Source organism: Paraglaciecola arctica BSs20135, from assembly GCF_000314995.1.
GTDB classification, from domain to species: Bacteria; Pseudomonadota; Gammaproteobacteria; order Enterobacterales; family Alteromonadaceae; genus Paraglaciecola; species Paraglaciecola arctica.
The window spans coordinates 182,739-200,085 of sequence record NZ_BAEO01000027.1 but is presented as its reverse complement, the minus strand read 5'-3'; the positions used below and the strand labels follow the sequence as shown (position 1 = coordinate 200,085).

General features: G+C 39.1%; 16 protein-coding genes. 12 read left to right on the top strand and 4 right to left on the bottom strand.

Features of this window, described 5'->3' with window-relative positions; all coding sequences use genetic code 11:
• Window positions 1–18 precede the first annotated feature (18 nt).
• From GARC_RS10120 to GARC_RS10105, 4 genes are all read right to left on the bottom strand, one after another.
• Window positions 19–822, bottom strand: a complete 804-nt coding sequence (locus GARC_RS10120; RefSeq protein ID WP_007619488.1) for an IclR family transcriptional regulator — start codon at window positions 820–822, stop codon at window positions 19–21.
• A 228-nt stretch (window positions 823–1,050) separates the two neighbouring features.
• A complete protein-coding gene (locus tag GARC_RS10115; protein WP_007619486.1) occupies window positions 1,051–2,529 on the bottom strand; it encodes an aldehyde dehydrogenase in 1,479 nt (492 codons plus the stop codon).
• A gap of 17 nt (window positions 2,530–2,546) precedes the next feature.
• Entirely contained in the window at window positions 2,547–3,338 is a 792-nt protein-coding gene (locus GARC_RS10110) for an aspartate dehydrogenase (RefSeq protein WP_007619485.1), read from the bottom strand.
• Complete coding sequence (locus GARC_RS10105; RefSeq protein WP_007619484.1) at window positions 3,335–5,011, bottom strand: thiamine pyrophosphate-binding protein; 1,677 nt, start codon at window positions 5,009–5,011, stop codon at window positions 3,335–3,337. The genes GARC_RS10110 and GARC_RS10105 overlap by 4 nt, the downstream gene beginning before the upstream one ends.
• A 436-nt stretch (window positions 5,012–5,447) precedes the next feature.
• Here GARC_RS10105 and GARC_RS10100 point away from each other — a divergent pair, with 436 nt between their 5' ends.
• The 12 genes from GARC_RS10100 to GARC_RS10045 all read left to right on the top strand — a co-directional run bounded on the left by GARC_RS10100 (window position 5,448) and on the right by GARC_RS10045 (window position 17,224).
• Window positions 5,448–6,692 carry an MFS transporter gene (locus tag GARC_RS10100; RefSeq protein ID WP_039989292.1) on the top strand — a complete coding sequence of 415 codons (1,245 nt, stop codon included), beginning with the start codon at window positions 5,448–5,450 and terminating at the stop codon, window positions 6,690–6,692.
• A gap of 95 nt (window positions 6,693–6,787) precedes the next feature.
• Complete coding sequence (locus GARC_RS10095; protein WP_007619482.1) at window positions 6,788–7,087, top strand: recombinase-like helix-turn-helix domain-containing protein; 300 nt, start codon at window positions 6,788–6,790, stop codon at window positions 7,085–7,087.
• Between the two features lie 33 nt (window positions 7,088–7,120).
• Window positions 7,121–8,026 carry an aromatic ring-hydroxylating oxygenase subunit alpha gene (locus tag GARC_RS10090; protein WP_007619481.1) on the top strand — a complete coding sequence of 302 codons (906 nt, stop codon included), beginning with the start codon at window positions 7,121–7,123 and terminating at the stop codon, window positions 8,024–8,026.
• A gap of 216 nt (window positions 8,027–8,242) precedes the next feature.
• Window positions 8,243–8,557 carry a 2Fe-2S iron-sulfur cluster-binding protein gene (locus tag GARC_RS10085; protein ID WP_007619480.1) on the top strand — a complete coding sequence of 105 codons (315 nt, stop codon included), beginning with the start codon at window positions 8,243–8,245 and terminating at the stop codon, window positions 8,555–8,557.
• A 250-nt stretch (window positions 8,558–8,807) separates the two neighbouring features.
• Window positions 8,808–11,426 (top strand): TonB-dependent receptor domain-containing protein, encoded by a 2,619-nt coding sequence (locus GARC_RS10080; RefSeq protein WP_161603930.1) that lies wholly within the window; start codon window positions 8,808–8,810, stop codon window positions 11,424–11,426.
• Between the two features lie 8 nt (window positions 11,427–11,434).
• Window positions 11,435–11,746 (top strand): Rieske (2Fe-2S) protein, encoded by a 312-nt coding sequence (locus GARC_RS10075; RefSeq protein ID WP_007619478.1) that lies wholly within the window; start codon window positions 11,435–11,437, stop codon window positions 11,744–11,746.
• A 49-nt stretch (window positions 11,747–11,795) separates the two neighbouring features.
• Window positions 11,796–12,545 carry an SDR family oxidoreductase gene (locus GARC_RS10070; protein WP_007619476.1) on the top strand — a complete coding sequence of 250 codons (750 nt, stop codon included), beginning with the start codon at window positions 11,796–11,798 and terminating at the stop codon, window positions 12,543–12,545.
• A gap of 84 nt (window positions 12,546–12,629) precedes the next feature.
• Window positions 12,630–13,169 carry a cupin domain-containing protein gene (locus GARC_RS10065; protein WP_007619472.1) on the top strand — a complete coding sequence of 180 codons (540 nt, stop codon included), beginning with the start codon at window positions 12,630–12,632 and terminating at the stop codon, window positions 13,167–13,169.
• 44 nt (window positions 13,170–13,213) lie between these two features.
• On the top strand, window positions 13,214–14,080 hold the full coding sequence (locus GARC_RS10060) for an alpha/beta fold hydrolase (protein WP_007619471.1): 867 nt from the start codon (window positions 13,214–13,216) through the stop codon (window positions 14,078–14,080).
• Window positions 14,081–14,095: 15 nt separating this feature from the next.
• On the top strand, window positions 14,096–14,902 hold the full coding sequence (locus GARC_RS10055; protein ID WP_007619470.1) for an SDR family oxidoreductase: 807 nt from the start codon (window positions 14,096–14,098) through the stop codon (window positions 14,900–14,902).
• Window positions 14,903–14,922: 20 nt separating this feature from the next.
• Window positions 14,923–15,855: a VOC family protein gene (locus GARC_RS10050; RefSeq protein WP_007619469.1), complete on the top strand. Its 933-nt coding sequence runs from the start codon at window positions 14,923–14,925 to the stop codon at window positions 15,853–15,855.
• A 142-nt stretch (window positions 15,856–15,997) separates the two neighbouring features.
• The gene (locus tag GARC_RS10045) at window positions 15,998–17,224 is read left to right on the top strand and encodes an NAD(P)/FAD-dependent oxidoreductase (protein WP_007619468.1); all 1,227 of its coding nucleotides are present in this window, start codon (window positions 15,998–16,000) and stop codon (window positions 17,222–17,224) included.
• Window positions 17,225–17,347 lie beyond the last annotated feature (123 nt).

Genomic DNA, 17,347 nt, shown 5'->3' with positions numbered 1-17,347 from the left:
AGTATTTCTTAAAGTTGTTTAATTCCTATAACCCAAAGCTGTCGAGATACTTGTCGCTTTTTGCAATAATTGCGGCAGTACTCGCTTCAATAATTCATCTTTACTATAGGTTGTCGTTGAGCAACTAATATTAAGAGATGCAATGATTTTTTTGGTATTATCTCTTATCGGCACAGCAAGACTCGCTAGATTTTCTTCGTACGACTCCCAACTCAATGTGTAGCCATTTGATTTATCTTGTTCTATTTGATTAATAAGATCACCTATGGTTATAGGTGTATTTTCCGTGATTCTTTTTAACTCAATACCTTCGTATAAAGTGGCAAGTTCAGCAACAGATAGATTTGAGAGCAATATTCGGCCAGACGACGTAGCATAAGCTGGAAAACGAGTACCCACACCAACCGAACTTACAATGTGATGCTTACCTAGTATTCTAGCAATATAGATCACACTAATTCCATCTCGCACAGCAAGATGCGAACACACTTTTGTACTTTCGCTTAGCTCCTCCATATGAGGCCTGGCAATGTCAACGATATCCATACCAGCTAATAGTTTAAAACCAAGATCTAAGACTTTTAAACCTAAACAATACTTTTTTGAGTGTTCGACACGTTTCAAAAAACCCATACTTTCTAGCGTTAAGGAGAGACGAAATGCCGTTGAGCGTGACACATTTAATTCTTTGGCTATATCTGACACGCCCATGAAAGGTTTTTCACTACTAAAAGCCTGCAATATTTTCAATCCACGGACCAATCCAGGTACCATATAGCGATTCGCTTGCTCTGATTCAGTAATCTGTAATACATTTTCCATGTCGTAATTAATCCCCTAATTTAAGCACAGCGCAATAAGTTTGTTTTATATATAAAACCAAATATTCTAACAGCAAAGATCAGATAACAATAGTATTCCAAATATATTATCTGCTCAGAGCTTAAGCAATAAAGGGGGATAGTGAAATGTTCGATATCCAATTATGAGAGTTTAGAACTAACCAAATAAAATATCGAACCACGCCCATAAAAAACATTCTGCTCATTGTTATTTAGTTCTACTATTAGCCCAAATTAGTGGTTCTTCATTTAACCCCCAATAAAGGCTTTTCTGTTGCATATATCCTTGAATACTATTACGACCTTTTTCTCGTCCTAATCCACTTTCTTTGACGCCACCAAAAGGAGTAGCAATACTAAATTGTTTATAGGTATTGATCCAAACGGTGCCGGAGGCAATTTTTTGAGAAAAAGCGAGTGCCTTTTTATAGTCTTTAGTCCATAAACCACAAGCTAAACCAAATACTGAATCATTGGCTTGTTGAATAAGATTTTGCTCATTATCAAAAGGCAATACTACAAGTACAGGACCAAATATTTCTTCTTGACAGGTTTGAGCGCTATTATCTAAACCCGATAAAATTGTGGGGGGATAAAATGCGCCACTATCATAAGGTTGGCCTTGCAAAAGCTCACCACCACATAAAATTTTAGCACCTTCTTTTTTTGCGATTTCTACATAGTTTGCCACAACGTCACGATGTTGAAATGAAACTAAAGGCGCAACTTGTGTTGTGCTGTCATCAGGCAATCCCACATTCAATGCTTGACAGCGGGCAACCAGTTTATTTATGAAGCTCTCATAAATTTTAGCGGCAACGAATAAGCGTGAACCAGCAATACAAGATTGTCCTGTAGAACTAAAAATACCGTACAATATGCCATTAATAGCGTGTTCTATGTCGGCATCTTCAAAAACGATTGTAGGTGATTTCCCGCCAAGTTCTAAGGATACGGGCATTAATTTAGCTGCAGCAATACCTGCAATATGTCTACCTGTTGCTGTACCACCAGTAAAGGATACTTTTTTAACATCAGGATGACGGACTAGCTTGTCACCAATAACCGAGCCTGGGCCGGGTAAAACCGATAATAACCCTTTTGGCAATCCCGCTTCTAAGCAAATTCTGGCTAACGCCAACGAAACCAATGACGTCCATTCTGCTGGTTTTATCACCACGGCATTCCCAGCGGCTAAGGCAGGCGCGATCTTTTGAGCATCACTCGCTATTGGAGAGTTCCACGGAGTTATTGCTGCAATAACGCCCATTGGTTCGTAAACGCTCATAGTGAAAAAGTCGCCGCGCGAAGGAGGCAATTCTCCTTCTTGGATTTCAAGTGCTGCGGCTGTATATTGAAATGTGTCGGCAGCACTTTGAACGAGAGCTTTAGTTTCAGATAAACATTTACCTGTATCCAACATTTGTAGTTTAGCTAATTTGTCCGCATCACGACGGATTAACGTGGCTATGTTATTTAGAATAGCAGCGCGTTTATGTGGTTTTAAGTCATACCATGTAGGTTCGTACATAGCACGTTTACCTGCAGCAACAGCAATATCAACATCTTCTAAACTGGCACCATTAAATTCAGTTATCAGCTCACCGTTGGCGGGATTAATTGATTTAATTAGTTCTCCTGTACCGCGCTTCCATTCTCCACCTACAAGTATTTTATTGTCAAACATTGTAAACTCCTATAAGTTCAAATAATAATCGAAGAACCAAAATTAGCGACACAATTAGTGACACTAAAAGCCGTTAATGCTGACGTTTTGGGATTATAGCTAGATGGTTTTCCTGCTAATACAATAGTAAAGCTACCCGTTTCTCCAGATACCCATATTTCATGTATATTGTCTTCGATTTCAGGATCAGCAATTAATTGTACTTTCGTTTCTTCAAAGCCTAACCCTGCTAACGCTATAGTCGCTGTTACATTAGTATTTTTAGGATAAAGTGTTGCCGCTTCACCCGCTGAGCCCGAAAAAATCACTTCAGCCTGTTGTAAACCATTTAAATCAACCAAAGCCTCAGCTACCGTACCTAACCATGCCTTAGGAGGTTTCCGCATGGTATAAGTCACCTCATTAAGGCCACCAAGTTTTGCGGCAACAAGGGCATCAATACCTCCAATTGCACCAGCGGGCAGATATATTTTAGCCTGACTATTCGTTGAAGCATGCTTAAGTTGCTCATATAAATGACTATCAGCTAGTGCGCCTATTGATGAAATAACTAAAGAGATATTGGCGGCTAAAATTTTGCAACCATATTCTTTAACTGCATCATGGCCGGCACATTCCACAATAATGTCAGGATGCTGCGCTAGTAACTGGTCTATATTGGTATAAGAAGAAATGTCATTGACCAAGTTATCGATATTTTTTCGCGTTAAGATTCCGACAACTTGATATTCTTCAGTCAGCGCTTTTGGTAGCGTTGCTATCACGCACTGACCGATAGCACCAAAACCAATTAGACCAATTTTAATCATGCTTCATCTTCCTTAATACGCTTAGGTGGCCCCGCAAAACTAGTGTTAAATGGGCCAATTGTAACCATGTCAACTTCAACAACTGCCGGTCCGTCTATGGATAAGGCTTGTTTCATAATGTCTGAAAAATCGGAAATCTTACTGACTCTAAAAAACGGTATGCCCACAGATTCACTAATTAAGCGGTAATCCGGAATTTGAATTGAAGAGTAGTGTTGGCGGCTACCATAATCAGCATCTTGAATATTACGAATTACGCCATATCCGGAATCATTCATAATTAACAATGTCATGTTTACTTTTTCTTGAGCAGCTGTAGCGATTTCTCCTATACAAAGATTCAGTCCACCATCGCCTGTTAGGGTAATAACTTTTTTGCCTCCGGCGGCAACGGCAGCACCTATACCCATAGGTAATCCTTGGCCAATACCACCCCCCAATGCATGTACGCCATTTAATGGTTCTGCAATTTTAAGTAGACGATTTCCCCACATACTGTTCGACAATGTTACATCACGCACCCAAGGCATATCATTAGTATATAAATCTTGCAATTGGTTAACTAAATCGTTGTAAGGACCTAACCCTTTTCGTAACGCTGCTTCCGATTGTTCGCGAGTTTCTCTAATACTGACAGGCAGATCCGGGTCAAGATTGAGCTGACCTTCTAGATTATCAGCCAAATAGGTTAATAATTTATTACTGTCAGCATAAATGAAACCATTATTCTTATAAGTTTTCCCATCGGCTTTGGAATCGAGATCAGCCACGATTAAATTTTTGGGTAAAGCAAGATCATAATTCCATGTTTCATTACTTCTCAAGCGAGAGCCCACCACTACCATAAGGTCGACACTTTGGTATAATTTTTCGGAAAAGGGAGTGGCATTGAAAGCGCCGATTGACATGGGGTGGTCTTCACTTACAACAGCGCGGCCATTAGTACTGGTCACAATACCCACGCCCATATTCGCTAAACGTTCAGCTGCTTTAGCGGCATGTCGAGAACCGCCACCAAGCCATAACATCGGCCTTTTTGCAGTTTTAAATTGTGCTATTAATTGATCAACTTGATCAGTCGGCAATGGGGTTTCTACAATAGGTAAAGGAGAGAAATTTACTGGGAACTTAACTTGAGCTTTTTGTACGTCAATTGGGATTTCTATGCTAACTGGGCCACGAGGAGGTGTTAACGCACATTGTACGGCTTCTCGCAATATCCCTAAAGCGCTTTCAGGTGACCAAATACGATAAGCAAATTTTGATACCGATTGTAACATTTCAAGTTGAAAAGGAGCTTCGTGAATATAGGCCCGGTCACGATCAATATGTTCTGACTCTATCTGGCCAGTGATATGCAATAAAGGTGTGCCTGCGGTAAACGCTTCAACTAATGCTCCCGCAGCATTACCAGCAGCTGTACCTGTACTTGTAACAGCAACACCTAAGTTGCCACGTACTCTTGCATAGGCATCAGCCATATTGACACCGCCTGCTTCGCCTCTACTAGGCACAAAATTGATTTTTCCGTATTTAGCGAAGGCATCTAAAATTGGCATATTATGAATACTAATAACACCAAAGGCAGCATCGAGTTCACAGGCAACTAAAAATTTTGCTATTAACTCACCTACAGTACCATCTTCTTCAAACTCATCGTTTTTACTGTTCATGTTAGTTATCTCCTAATTAGATTACGCTTAAATCACTCTTGGTAATTACCTGTACGACCCAAGAAAAATGAAAACAATGTTTCATATTTGAAGCATTGTTAATGTATTTCGATTAGTTGTCAAGTAAGCAACTTAATCAAATAACCTATTTATTTGTGAAAAAACATACTAGGAAATATCTTTAAACAGAAATTAAATATTAATTAAACCTTTAAATAACAATGATTTAACTTAACATTAATTGAATTTAAATTAATGTTATAGCCTATTGTAATTTTCTTGACTTTAGCTCAATAGCGGATTAATGTTGTTTTATATTGGAAACATTGTTTGATTTTTTAAGATGGATTTAATATAAAAGAAGGCACAAGTTTTTAATTAAACAAATTGTTTATATTGAATATTGACCATCAAATCTACGACACAGGTGTTTAAATTGAAAAATACTCAGTTATCTATAGAGAATGAAAATTCAAAATCTTACTTTGGTTGGAAAGTACTCTTTGTCTCCGTAGTTGGGATGATGTTCAGTCCAGGACCACTTATATTTGGTACCCTGGGCGTTGTATTATTACCGTTGCAGCAAGAATATAATTGGGGCCGATCAGAATTAATGCTTTCCCTTACTATATTTACTTTTGCATCCATTTTGGCCGCACCTTTTATTGGCCGCTTAATTGACCGTTTTGGAGTGAAAAAAGTATTAATTCCATCGGTCGTTCTGATGGGGCTGACGATAGCCGTTATACCCTTTAGCCTACATTCCTTAAAACTTTTTTATTGTATATCATTTATCACTGGCATTGTTTCAACTGGTGCACAAAGTATTGCTTATATAAGGCTTTTATCATCTTGGTTTAATAAGCGCAGAGGATTGAGTATAGGTATCGCTGCTTCGGGTTTAGGTTTAGGTTATATGGTCATGCCAATTTTAGTACAAACAGTACTCGACATTGCTGATTGGCGCTCTGCATATTATGCCTTAGCAATGTTAGTGATGATAATATCATTACCATTGATCAGCTTTGTTATCCGCAATGAACCCAACAATGTCGATACCATAGCAACAGAAAAACCTATTCTTTCAGGTTTATTAGCCAGTGAAGCTATAAAAACACGTAACTTCTGGTTGATGTGTACAGCAATTACTATTATGTCGATGTTTTTGACCGGCCTTTTACCACATATAGTACCTTTATTAAAAGACCGACAATTAACCGCAACTTTGGCTGCAACCGCAGCCTCAGTAATGGGCTTGGCAACTTTTGTGGGCCGTATAGTCGTCGGCTATTTATTAGACAGATTTTTTGCACCTTATATAGCTATTTTCTTTTTCTCTCTTGCAGCTCTAGGGTTAGGTATCTTGGTGGATGCTAGCTCAACAATATGGATATTCCTTTCTGTCTTTTTAATAGGCCTCGGGTTTGGTGCTGAAAGTGATCTAATTGGTTACTTAGTTGGTCGTTATTTTGGCTTAAAAAGTTTTGCTCAAATATATGGTTATGCTTTAGCGGGCTTTCTACTTGGTGCTGGTATTGGCCCCTACCTATTGGGTCTAAGTTATGAGTACTGGGGGTCTTATCAGTATGTATTAACCTTTGCTTGCATCATGAGTGTTTTTTCCTGTGTTTTGTTTTATTTCATGACTCCATACCCAAGATTAAGTGAAGTAAAAACATAACAATAAAAGTAACCAACTCAACTAAAAAAATTTGGCAGGAATATTAATTCCAGAAATATATTATTTATAAAAATAAAGTGCGATGGAGATAAAATATGAAAGATTACAACGAAAACTTAGTCCCTTGGCAGCAAATTAACATTGTTACTGAAGGTGGCAAAGGCTCAATCGAAACCTATGACAATATTGAACATATGATTTGGCAAACTCGTTCGTCTTCACCAACAAAATATGAAAATAATTTAGGTGATGCGTTAGAAATCGTCTTAGCTGAAACACATGAATTACCAGAGATAGTTTTGAAGCTTAATGATTTAGGTATCTTTAGCCGAGATGGTAGTCCATTCACTGAAGAAAGTTTCAAACAAGAATTGTCTCGTTTGGCAGAGCAGTAAGTTTAAGCAGATTTAATACGGTAGGAGAATAAAATGTCGGATAAAAACATATCCCCTGAAGAGTTCGATAAGTTAGTAGAGAAACGAATTAACCTAGGCGTTAAAAATTTATGGTATCCAATATTACCGAGTTGGGGCGTAAAAAACAAACCCGTTGGGATCACGAGATTAGGTGAAAAAATAGCCGTATGGAGAAGCGTCGACGGCCAAGTTCACGCTATTTCAGATAGTTGTCCTCATCGCGGAGCACGGATGTCATTAGGTTGGAACAAAGGAGACAAACTTGCTTGTTGGTATCATGGTATTGAAGTAGATAAAGATGGCATGGTTATAGATGTACCTGCTGTTGATCATTGCCCAATGAAAGGAACCAAGCAAAATCATAGTTATCCAATTAAAGAAATCGATGGTGCTATCTTTGCATATTTTGGAGATGAACTTAACGTTGAGCCGATTCCTTTAGAGTTGCCAGATGAACTTATTAAAGAGGAGTATTCATCTTTTCTTTGTACCGCTATTTGGAAAGTCAATTATCGTTATGCCATTGATAACGTAATGGACCCCATGCATGGTGCATTTTTACATGGTGATTCTCACACTATGGCTTGGGGTGAGAAAAAAGCCAAAATGAAATTAGAAAAAACCGACACCGGATGGATGTTTGAAAAAGAAGGTCAAACCGGAGTTAACTTCGACTGGACTGAATTTGGCAACACCGGTGCTCATTGGCTCAAACTTGCTATCCCTTATCGAAAAAATGTAGGGCCAGGAGGCAACTTCACTATTATAGGTTTTGCTACTCCTATTGATGAAACTACCTGTCAGGTTTATTTCTGGCGAGTAAGAAAAGTCGAAGGCTGGGTAAAAGATTTATGGCGGTTTATGTATAAAACAGAACCGAAGGACGCCATTGGGATGTACTTGAACAGGATCGGCTGATCCTTGAAGCACTTGATGATAACGCCCGAGATAATGAGAAGCTTTATCAACATGACTTAGGCTTGACTCGTATTCGGTTCGAACTTGCTAAAGCGGCGAAAGAACAAATAACCGCTTTGATGGAACATCAAAAAAACCAAGCCGTTAAATAGTCAAATTTAAACGGTTAAACACTAAATAAATCAAAGGTTAAGCGATTAAGTAAGTAGGAATATTATGGCCGAAATAATTTATATTACAGAAGATGGAAGTCGCCATGAAGTTGAAGTGGAAAATGGTTCGACAGTAATGGAAGGTGCCATTAACAATGGCATCGAGGGTATTGTGGCTGAATGTGGCGGTGCATGTGCATGTGCAACTTGCCATAGTTTTATAGCGCCTGAATGGCTCGATAAAGTACCCGAAAAAGATGATATGGAAGAGTTTATGCTTGATAACTTAGACGGCCATAAACCCAATAGTCGTTTAACATGTCAAATTGAGGTTACAGAGGCATTAAATGGACTTGTCGTCTATGTGGCACAGAACTGATTTCTAAAGTGCATATACATTTTTTTATATGCATCATTAAAAATTAGAAATAAACGTCGATTTCAATACATATATTTTCGATAAGTAGTTGTTGTCATTGATGTTGCCAAAGGTGTTCTTAGCTAAATAATAATAAATAAAATGATTTTATTGAAATATTATCGTCCCGTATTAAAAACAATGTTTCCTATACGAAGCGTTTGTTATGAGAAATGATATTAATTTAAAACATAGTGTCGAGGAAATAAAAGTGAAAAATCCAAAAACAAATAAAGCAACAAAATTAGCGACGACGTTATTAACATCAGTAATAGCAGTCTCGTCAGCATTGGCAGTAGAGTCACCGGGATCCGGTGGAAAATTAGCCAGTAACGACGTTGAAGTGATTGGTGTGATTGGGAGTTACATAAAACGTCAAGAACAAGCCGACAGACCTTCACCCGTTGAAATTATTGATGCTGGCAATATCGAAAAAATAGGTGCATTTGGCGCGGTTGATATTGTCAATTCACTATCAATAAATGCTGGCTCACAAAACAATAATGACGGTTTTAATCAAACATTTTCATTAGGTACATCTAATATCAATCTTCGTGGGTTAGGTGTTAGTTCAACTTTGACTTTATTAAACGGTCGACGCCAAGTGAATACTGCGGCCACTACATTAAACGGTGATCAATTTACCGATTTAAATTCACTCGTGCCTACCATTGCTATCGGACGTGTCGAAATTTTAAAAGATGGTGCATCATCGCTATATGGCTCTGATGCTGTAGCTGGAGTGGCTAATTTTAATACCAAAAGTGATTTTGTTGGTTTAGATTTTAATTTGGATTATAAATCAACCACCAGTGATAGTCAGAATGACGGCCAATTTAGTGTCTTATATGGCCACGAGTTTAATAATAGCAACCTGATTTTGGCAGCCAGTTATTTCGATAGGTCCCCATTATCCGCAGCCACCCGTAGTGACGAATTTGAACTTAGGGATGCCAATAGTACCTTTGGTAATCCAGGCACTTTTTTAGTTTTTCAAGACGCTGGTGCGCCTCAATTTGTAGCAGACCCAAGTTGTGAACAAGTCGCGGCTGAACACCCTGAAACCACCACAGGAATCAATGCTGCTGGCTTTTGTAATTTTGACTTTGGTGACTATTTCAGCATGGTTGCTGAAGAACAAAGAAGTCAAGTTTACGCCGAATTTAATAGCGATCTATCTGATGACACATCATTATTTGCCGAAATAGGTTATAACGATAATAAGATCCTAACTACAAGCTCACCTTCGCAACCCATTTTATTTCCTCCTTTCATTCCACCAACAAACCCATCAGCAGTTGCAGTAGGTAATACTCAAGGTGCACTATTTTTTGGACGTCCATTTGGAACAAGTTCAGATGCTAGCATAATAGATATTGGATCCGTTACATGGCGTACCGTGTTTGGTTTAAAGGGTGAGTTAGATGACAATTGGAGTTGGCAAGCAGCCGTTGGACACAGTGAAAATGTCTATAATTATAACGATTCCTCGGATACCTTAGTCGATCGTTTTCAAGCAGCCTTAGTCGGTCAAGGTGGCCCCAATAATGATTTGTTTTATAACCCACTCTATGGCGCCCAAAATGACCCTAGTGTTATTGAAGATTTCAAAGGTTCTTATGCTTTTGAAGCAACATCTAAATTAACCACTTTTGATGCTCATGTTTCAGGTGAAATATTTGAACTGCCGGAGGGCACTGTAGCTCTTGCTGCGGGTGTTCAGTATCGTAAAAATGAACTTGAATATGATTATAACGATGCTGCAGAAAACGATAACTTGTACTTTTTCCGAGGTAATAATAGTTTCACCACCGATGGTGATGCTTCTGCGGTATTTGTGGAAGTGGATATCCCCGTTTTTGCAGGTTTGAATATTCAAACGGCGCTACGTTATGAAGACCTCGGTAATTTTGATACGGTAGATCCTAAAATTGGCTTTATTTGGCTCTTTGAGCAACTCAGCTTCCGAGGTACTTACGGAGAATCATTTAAGGCACCTTCTTTGTTTCAAACCGCCGGCGGTTTAACTGTACCTTCGCGGGTTCTAGATCCGCTAACTAATGCCTTAGCAACGGTTTCACAAAGAACCGAAGGTGATCAAGAGAATCCTTTAACTGCGCAAACCTCAGATACTTATAACCTTGGTGCAACCTGGTTTTTACCTGATAATGATTTTTCAGCGAGCATCGATTACTGGCGTTTTAGTTACGATAAATTTATTACCCCAGAAAACGCTACGGCACTAGTTGCCAACGACCCCTACGGTGATCAACTTGAACGAGATCCTAACAGTGGCCAATTAACCACAGTGACCACCTTTTTCAGAAATGCAGGAGTTTTGGAAACCGACGGAATTGATGTGTCAATTAATAAAGGTTTTGATACAAATATAGGTGAAATTGAGTTATCCGTTAATACCAGTTATGTCTTAACTTACGATCTTGAAGATCCTATTGCCGGTAATATTGATGGCAAAAATCAACGAAACTTCACTAACTTTGGTGTACCTATGCCTGCACTTCGAGGAGCTATAGGGGTTACTTGGAAAGGTGAGCTGCATTCTAGTAACATATTTGTACGTCACGTCAGTGATTATGAAGATGATAACTCTGACAATAGTATTGATAGTTTTACCACAGTTGATATGCAATTTAACTATGACCTTGGCTCTCAATTCAAAGACGGCACGCTTGCAGCTCTAACTTTAGGCGTCAAAAACTTATTTGATGAACAAGCTCCTGATGTTATTTCACGAAGTGGCTATGACCCGTTAACGCATAGCGCATTAGGCAGACAAGCGTACCTTTCTTTGAAAGTTTCGTTTGAATAGAGCAAATAATGGCGTCTTGGTTATTTTTGGCAACTGAATCTGAGTTGATTGAACATAAGAAACTCACATTACAGATTGAAGGCCAATATATTGGCCTGTACCACCTGAATGACCACTATTACGCCTTAGAAGATGCTTGTCCCCATGCACAAAACTTTTTCTTGTTATCACAAGGAAAGACGGTGATTGAAACAGTGCAATGTCCTTTTCATAATGCATTGTTTCATATCCCCAGCGGTCAATGTTTACGTAAACCGGGCAGAGATCTCATTAAATACGATATTCGGCTAGATGCGGGTGAAATATATGTTTATTTATAACTTAGCAAATGCCGATTAATTCAATTAATTATCTTAAAAAGAGTAAGTAATGCTTAAAGGTAAACGTGTAATTGTCACGGGTTCTGCACGCGGTTTAGGCCTAGCTTTCGCCATGAGCTTAGTGGAGAAAGGCGCCCATATTGTTATCGCCGATATTTTAGAAGATGAAGGTTCTGCGCTAGCCAACAGTTTGCAAAAATCAGGTTATAACGCTCATTTTGTCAAAGTAGACTTAGCTAATCCAAAGAGCATTGAGAAGTGCGTTTTACAATCAGTGGAAATACTAGGTGGCCTAGATGGGTTAGTTAATAATGGCGCTATAGCGACAGGTATTGGCGGAGTCTCAATGGAAGATATTGATATTGACGTATGGGACAAAGTCATGAACGTTAATGTACGAGGCACCTGGCTAATGACACGTGCAGCGTCTCCTTTTTTACGTCAATCAGGCAATGCAAAAGTTGTCAATATGGCCTCTGATACCGCACTTTGGGGGGCGCCTAAATTACTCCACTACGTATCGAGTAAGGGCGCGATTATTGCGATGACAAAATCGATGGCACGTGAATTAGGTAACGACAATGTTTGTGTTAACGCCATAGCGCCAGGGCTAACATTAGTTGAAGCGACAGAATATGTGCCTGAAGAACGTCATCAACAGTATCGAGATGGACGTGCAATTTCTAGAGCTCAACTGCCAGAAGATGTAGTTGGTGTAGTGAACTTCTTACTATCAGACAGTGCTAGCTTTATCACAGGCCAGTTATTGCCCATAAACGGTGGTTTCGTGATGAATTAGTAAGTTGAGGATATTTAAAAATATCTAGCACCTTACCGGACTTTATATAACCAATTAATTTCTAATAATAGTGAGGAAGAAATAATGACAGAGAACAATGTAACAAACGAAAAGTTATTTAAAAATGTCGAAATTGACGCTGGATTTGGTGAACAAATTGAATCTCGAATCGCTCGCTTTGAAAGTCGAAAGTATGATTGGAATGCCCTAAAATTTCAAGCCGACTATAATCCGGTTTACCGTCGTGCACAAGTGAGATACTTAGGCACGGGGGCAGCAGGTGTTAGCTCTGACATGAATGTAGTGGCGGCAGAAAACTTTACGTTTTCAACCATGTGTTTACCGTCAGGCTGTGAAGGTCCGATGCATGTACACCATGATGTAGAAGAAGTATTTTTTGTTTACAAAGGAACAATTAAGTTATTTTTAGAAGATGGTGACAAACGATACACCACCATATTAAAAGAACGAGATCTGGTTTCTGTTCCCGCTGGAATATACCGTGGTTTAAATAATATTGGGCAAGAGGAAGCACTAATGTTTGTTATGTTAGGCTCTGGTAAACCCCAAATCCCTACCTATCCTGATTACCACCCTCTATCAAAAATCAAGCGTGATATTTAGTTGGCGTTGTGGATATTCCTATTAAATGAATGAGTAGATGATTAATGACAAATGATAGTGTTGAGCGTTTTCAACAAATAACGGCTAGATTAGCCCAATACCCTTTACAGTTAATGACCGAAAAGGAAATCGCTATTTCCTATCGAGAAAATGGCGTTAAGAGCACCACAACAATTGTCTTTTTACACGGTATTGGCTCTGGTTCAGCTTCATGGCTGCAGCAATTGGAAAGTAAATTTGGCGGATGCCGATTAATCGCGTGGGATGCGCCTGGTTATGGTGATTCCAGTTTAATGGCCGATTCCCCCTCAGAAAGCCAAGCATATGCCGAACGGTTATTGTTGTTTATCACTCATTTGCAACTTGATAAAATTCATTTAGTAGGTCATTCATTGGGTGCCATTGTTGCTGCGGCTTTTGCTAAGAGTTGGCCTGATAAAATACAATCGCTGACTTTAGTCAACCCAGCCTTAGGATACGGTAAGAGCTCTAAAAAAATACGCGATGAATTACTAAATGCGCGTATCGCAGATATAGAAAAAACTGGTGTGGAAGGCATGGCCAACATCAGTCCGTTACGCCTACTCTCTGCCAACGCCCAGCAGACAGCCTTTGACATTGTCCAATTCAATACTCGTCGCTTAAGACATTACGGCTATAGCCAGGCGGCGTCACTGCTAGTTTCCTCTGATTTAATTGCGGATATAGAAAACTACACTAAGCCAGTATTAGTGTTATATGGCGCAGAGGATATTGTGGTGCCAGAAGAAAATGCACTTTTGGTGGCAAAGGTTTGTCAGTCGAGTATTTTTCAAAAAATACCCGATGCAGGGCATGCAGCCTATATTGAGCAAGCAAATGTTTTTGAACGTTTATTGCTTAGCTTTATCGGTAATAAAATTAAACAATAAAGAGGAGTTAAACACATGGACTTAGGCCTTAAAAATAAAACCGTTGTTGTAACGGGTGGCACATCAGGAATTGGTTTAGCTACAGTTAAATTATTATTAGCTGAAGGCGCAAATGTGGCATTTTGTGCACGTAATGAATCAACAATAGCTGAGACGTTAACCCAATTAGAGAGTCAATATCCTGAGAGTAATATTTTAGCTCATTGTTGTGATGTATTGGATAAAGATCAATTAGCTACTTTTGCTAATGCGATTGAAAAACGCTTTGGTCACATAAATGCGTTAATAAATAACGCTGGCGGCGGCCGAGTCTCAAAATTTGTAGATACCACAGATGAAGCATGGTTAAGCGAGTTAAATTTAAAGTTTTTTGGGGTAATTTATCCAACTCAAGCATTACTACCTTTATTAGAAGGTTCAGTAGATGCCTCGATAGTTTGTGTTAACTCCTTGCTGGCGTTACAACCCGAGCCTCATATGGTTGCTACCTCAGCGGCCAGAGCGGGTTTATTAAACTTGGTTCAAAGTATGGCCAAAGAATTTGCCTGCAAGGGCATCCGGGTAAATTCAATTTTACTCGGCACCATAGAGTCTGGGCAATGGCAAAAACGATATGCTCATGCCAAATTTCTAAATGAACCGAATACTGAATCATACCAAACCTGGCTTGGTCACTTAGCTAAACAAAAAAATATTCCACTCGCTAGATTTGGTCATCCTGAAGAACCGGCCAAAGCATTATTGTATCTGGCTTCCCCAGCATCTTCTTATACCACAGGCAGCACTATCGATGTGTCTGGTGGTATGAATAAGCATATTTAACTTAAATTTTGGAACAAATCATGAACTGTTTAACTGGTATAGAAAAAGTAATTTACGGTGTTGATGACATGCAGCAAGCGAGTCAATTTTTTTCCGATTGGGGCCTAAATTTAGTAAAAGATGAAACGGATATTAAGGTATTAGAAACGTTAGAAAAATCGCAAATTATCTTACGTAAAACTGCAGATCCTCAATTGCCCAAGGCGATAGAAGTGGGTCCCACAGTACGTGAAGTTATTTGGGGAGTGACAAACCAAACTGCACTTCATAGTTTCGTTGATAAAATATCTTCAAGTGTCGATATTACTTGGGGAGATGATGGTATTGCCCGTTGCACTGATCCAAACGGCCTCTCTATTGGTTTCCAAGTGACCAAATGCCAAAAAGCCAATGTTAAAGGCACGCCTTGCAATACCTATGATCAACCTTTACGGGTTGATTTACCTGCTCCAGTTTATGATAGAGCCACCCCTATACGTATTGCCCATGTGGTTTTCTTTGTTGAAGATCTGGAGGCGCATCAACGTTTTTACATAGATTTATTAGGCTTCAACATCACCGATGCTTATCCAAACCGCGGGTTCTTCAGTCGCTGTGTCGAAGAAGGAACTCATCACAACTTATTCTTACTAAAAGTTCCTAACCGCAAAAAAGGCATTAATCATGTTTCCTTTTTGTTGCGCGATATATATGAAGTGGTGGGTGGAGGCCTACATTTTAGTGGCTGTAAATGGGATACCCTTATCGGTCCAGGCCGTCATCCTATTTCATCTGCATTTTTCTGGTATTTTCAATGTCCAGGCGGCGGCCAGGTAGAATATTACTCCGATGAAGATTATTTAACCCGCGATTGGAAACCACGTCTTAATTTAGACCCAACGCCTGAAAATTATGCCGAATGGGGAGTACTAGGGGGGTTAGATTCAGAAACCCGACGTCAAAAAACAAGTTAGTCGTCAAATACTAGGACTAATGAGCTTAGGCGTGTGTTTACTGTTACTTGCCGCGGTCAAAAGACTTTGGATTTAAACAAAATTAATTCAGTAAAGATCAGCTGCCTTAACAAGATAGTATTTTTAAGAGTGGGGTAAAATAATGTTAGACAAAATCTGTATTATCATAGGTGCTGGGCATAGTGCGGCACAAATGAGTGTTAGCCTACGCCAAGAAGGTTGGAAAGGGCGTATTCTTATTGTCGGTGACGAAGACGCTTTACCTTATCACCGCCCTCCTTTATCAAAAGCTTATCTAGCGGGTACAAAAGAATTAAGTAATATTCTCATACGACCGGCAGCGTTTTACGAAAAGCAACAAATAGAATTTAAGTTAGGGGTTGGTCTGCAAGCGATTGATCCTGACAATAAAACAATAACGTTAAACAATGGTGACATACTTCATTACGATAAGTTAGCACTTACACTCGGGTCAAAAGTAAGAAAATTAGCGATACCAGGCGCTGAACTCTCAGGAATATCTTATTTAAAAACAGCTAAAGATGTTGACTATATCAAGACCTTGGCCATAAAAGACAAAAAAGCTATAATTATTGGTGGTGGTTATATCGGCTTAGAAACCGCCGCAGTCCTACGTAAACTTGGAATGGATGTAACAGTATTAGAAATGATGCCCAGAGTTTTGGAGCGCGTTACTGCACCGCCATTATCCGAATTTTATACTCGAGTTCACACTGAAGAAGGTGTGAAAATTGTTACTGAAGTTATTGTTTCTTCCATTGAACCACAAATAAATCAAAACACTGTTGTGTGTACTAATAATGATCGTTATCCAGCGGATCTTATCATTGTAGGTGTTGGTGTATTACCCAATCAAGAAATTGCACAACAAGCGGGTTTAACCGTCAGTAATGGTATTGAAGTTAATGAGTTTGCATGTACAAGCGATCCTGACATTGTTGCAAGCGGCGACTGTGCTTGGCATTACAATCCTATTTATAAAAAACATATACGGTTAGAGTCGGTACAAAATGCTACCGAACAAGCTAAAACGGCAGCAGCGTACCTATGTGGTAAACAAGTCGCATATAACACCTTGCCCTGGTTTTGGTCTGATCAATATGACATGAAACTACAAATCGCTGGTTTATCACAAGGCTACGACTCATTCGTGGTTCGTGGGGATATACAACAAGGCCGACGTTTTGCGGTATTTTATTTACTTGAACAGCGTGTTATTGCCGTTGATGCGGTAAATAGCCCAGCGGAATTCATGATAGGTAAAAAATTAATCATCGAAAACATCATAGTTGCAGAAGATAAATTGGCTAATGTAGATATCTCAATGAAAGATATGTTGGCAGTTTGATCCATATGGCTTACCCCATTTTGCGCAGTAGGCCATTTAATTCAACCGTTATCAAAAAAAATCAAACGCTAAAGAACATAACAAGAACAACAAAATATCTACTTATAAAATATCCAACGAATA

Bases quoted from the DNA above. Each gene is read 5' to 3' on its own strand.
- GARC_RS10120 (WP_007619488.1), bottom strand. From the start codon at position 822: ATGGAAAATGTATTACAGATTACTGAATCAGAGCAAGCGAATCGCTAT.
- GARC_RS10115 (WP_007619486.1), bottom strand. From the start codon at position 2,529: ATGTTTGACAATAAAATACTTGTAGGTGGAGAATGGAAGCGCGGTACA.
- GARC_RS10110 (WP_007619485.1), bottom strand. From the start codon at position 3,338: ATGATTAAAATTGGTCTAATTGGTTTTGGTGCTATCGGTCAGTGCGTG.
- GARC_RS10105 (WP_007619484.1), bottom strand. From the start codon at position 5,011: ATGAACAGTAAAAACGATGAGTTTGAAGAAGATGGTACTGTAGGTGAG.
- GARC_RS10095 (WP_007619482.1), top strand. From the start codon at position 6,788: ATGAAAGATTACAACGAAAACTTAGTCCCTTGGCAGCAAATTAACATT.
- GARC_RS10090 (WP_007619481.1), top strand. From the start codon at position 7,121: ATGTCGGATAAAAACATATCCCCTGAAGAGTTCGATAAGTTAGTAGAG.
- GARC_RS10085 (WP_007619480.1), top strand. From the start codon at position 8,243: ATGGCCGAAATAATTTATATTACAGAAGATGGAAGTCGCCATGAAGTT.
- GARC_RS10075 (WP_007619478.1), top strand. From the start codon at position 11,435: ATGGCGTCTTGGTTATTTTTGGCAACTGAATCTGAGTTGATTGAACAT.
- GARC_RS10070 (WP_007619476.1), top strand. From the start codon at position 11,796: ATGCTTAAAGGTAAACGTGTAATTGTCACGGGTTCTGCACGCGGTTTA.
- GARC_RS10065 (WP_007619472.1), top strand. From the start codon at position 12,630: ATGACAGAGAACAATGTAACAAACGAAAAGTTATTTAAAAATGTCGAA.
- GARC_RS10060 (WP_007619471.1), top strand. From the start codon at position 13,214: ATGACAAATGATAGTGTTGAGCGTTTTCAACAAATAACGGCTAGATTA.
- GARC_RS10055 (WP_007619470.1), top strand. From the start codon at position 14,096: ATGGACTTAGGCCTTAAAAATAAAACCGTTGTTGTAACGGGTGGCACA.
- GARC_RS10050 (WP_007619469.1), top strand. From the start codon at position 14,923: ATGAACTGTTTAACTGGTATAGAAAAAGTAATTTACGGTGTTGATGAC.
- GARC_RS10045 (WP_007619468.1), top strand. From the start codon at position 15,998: ATGTTAGACAAAATCTGTATTATCATAGGTGCTGGGCATAGTGCGGCA.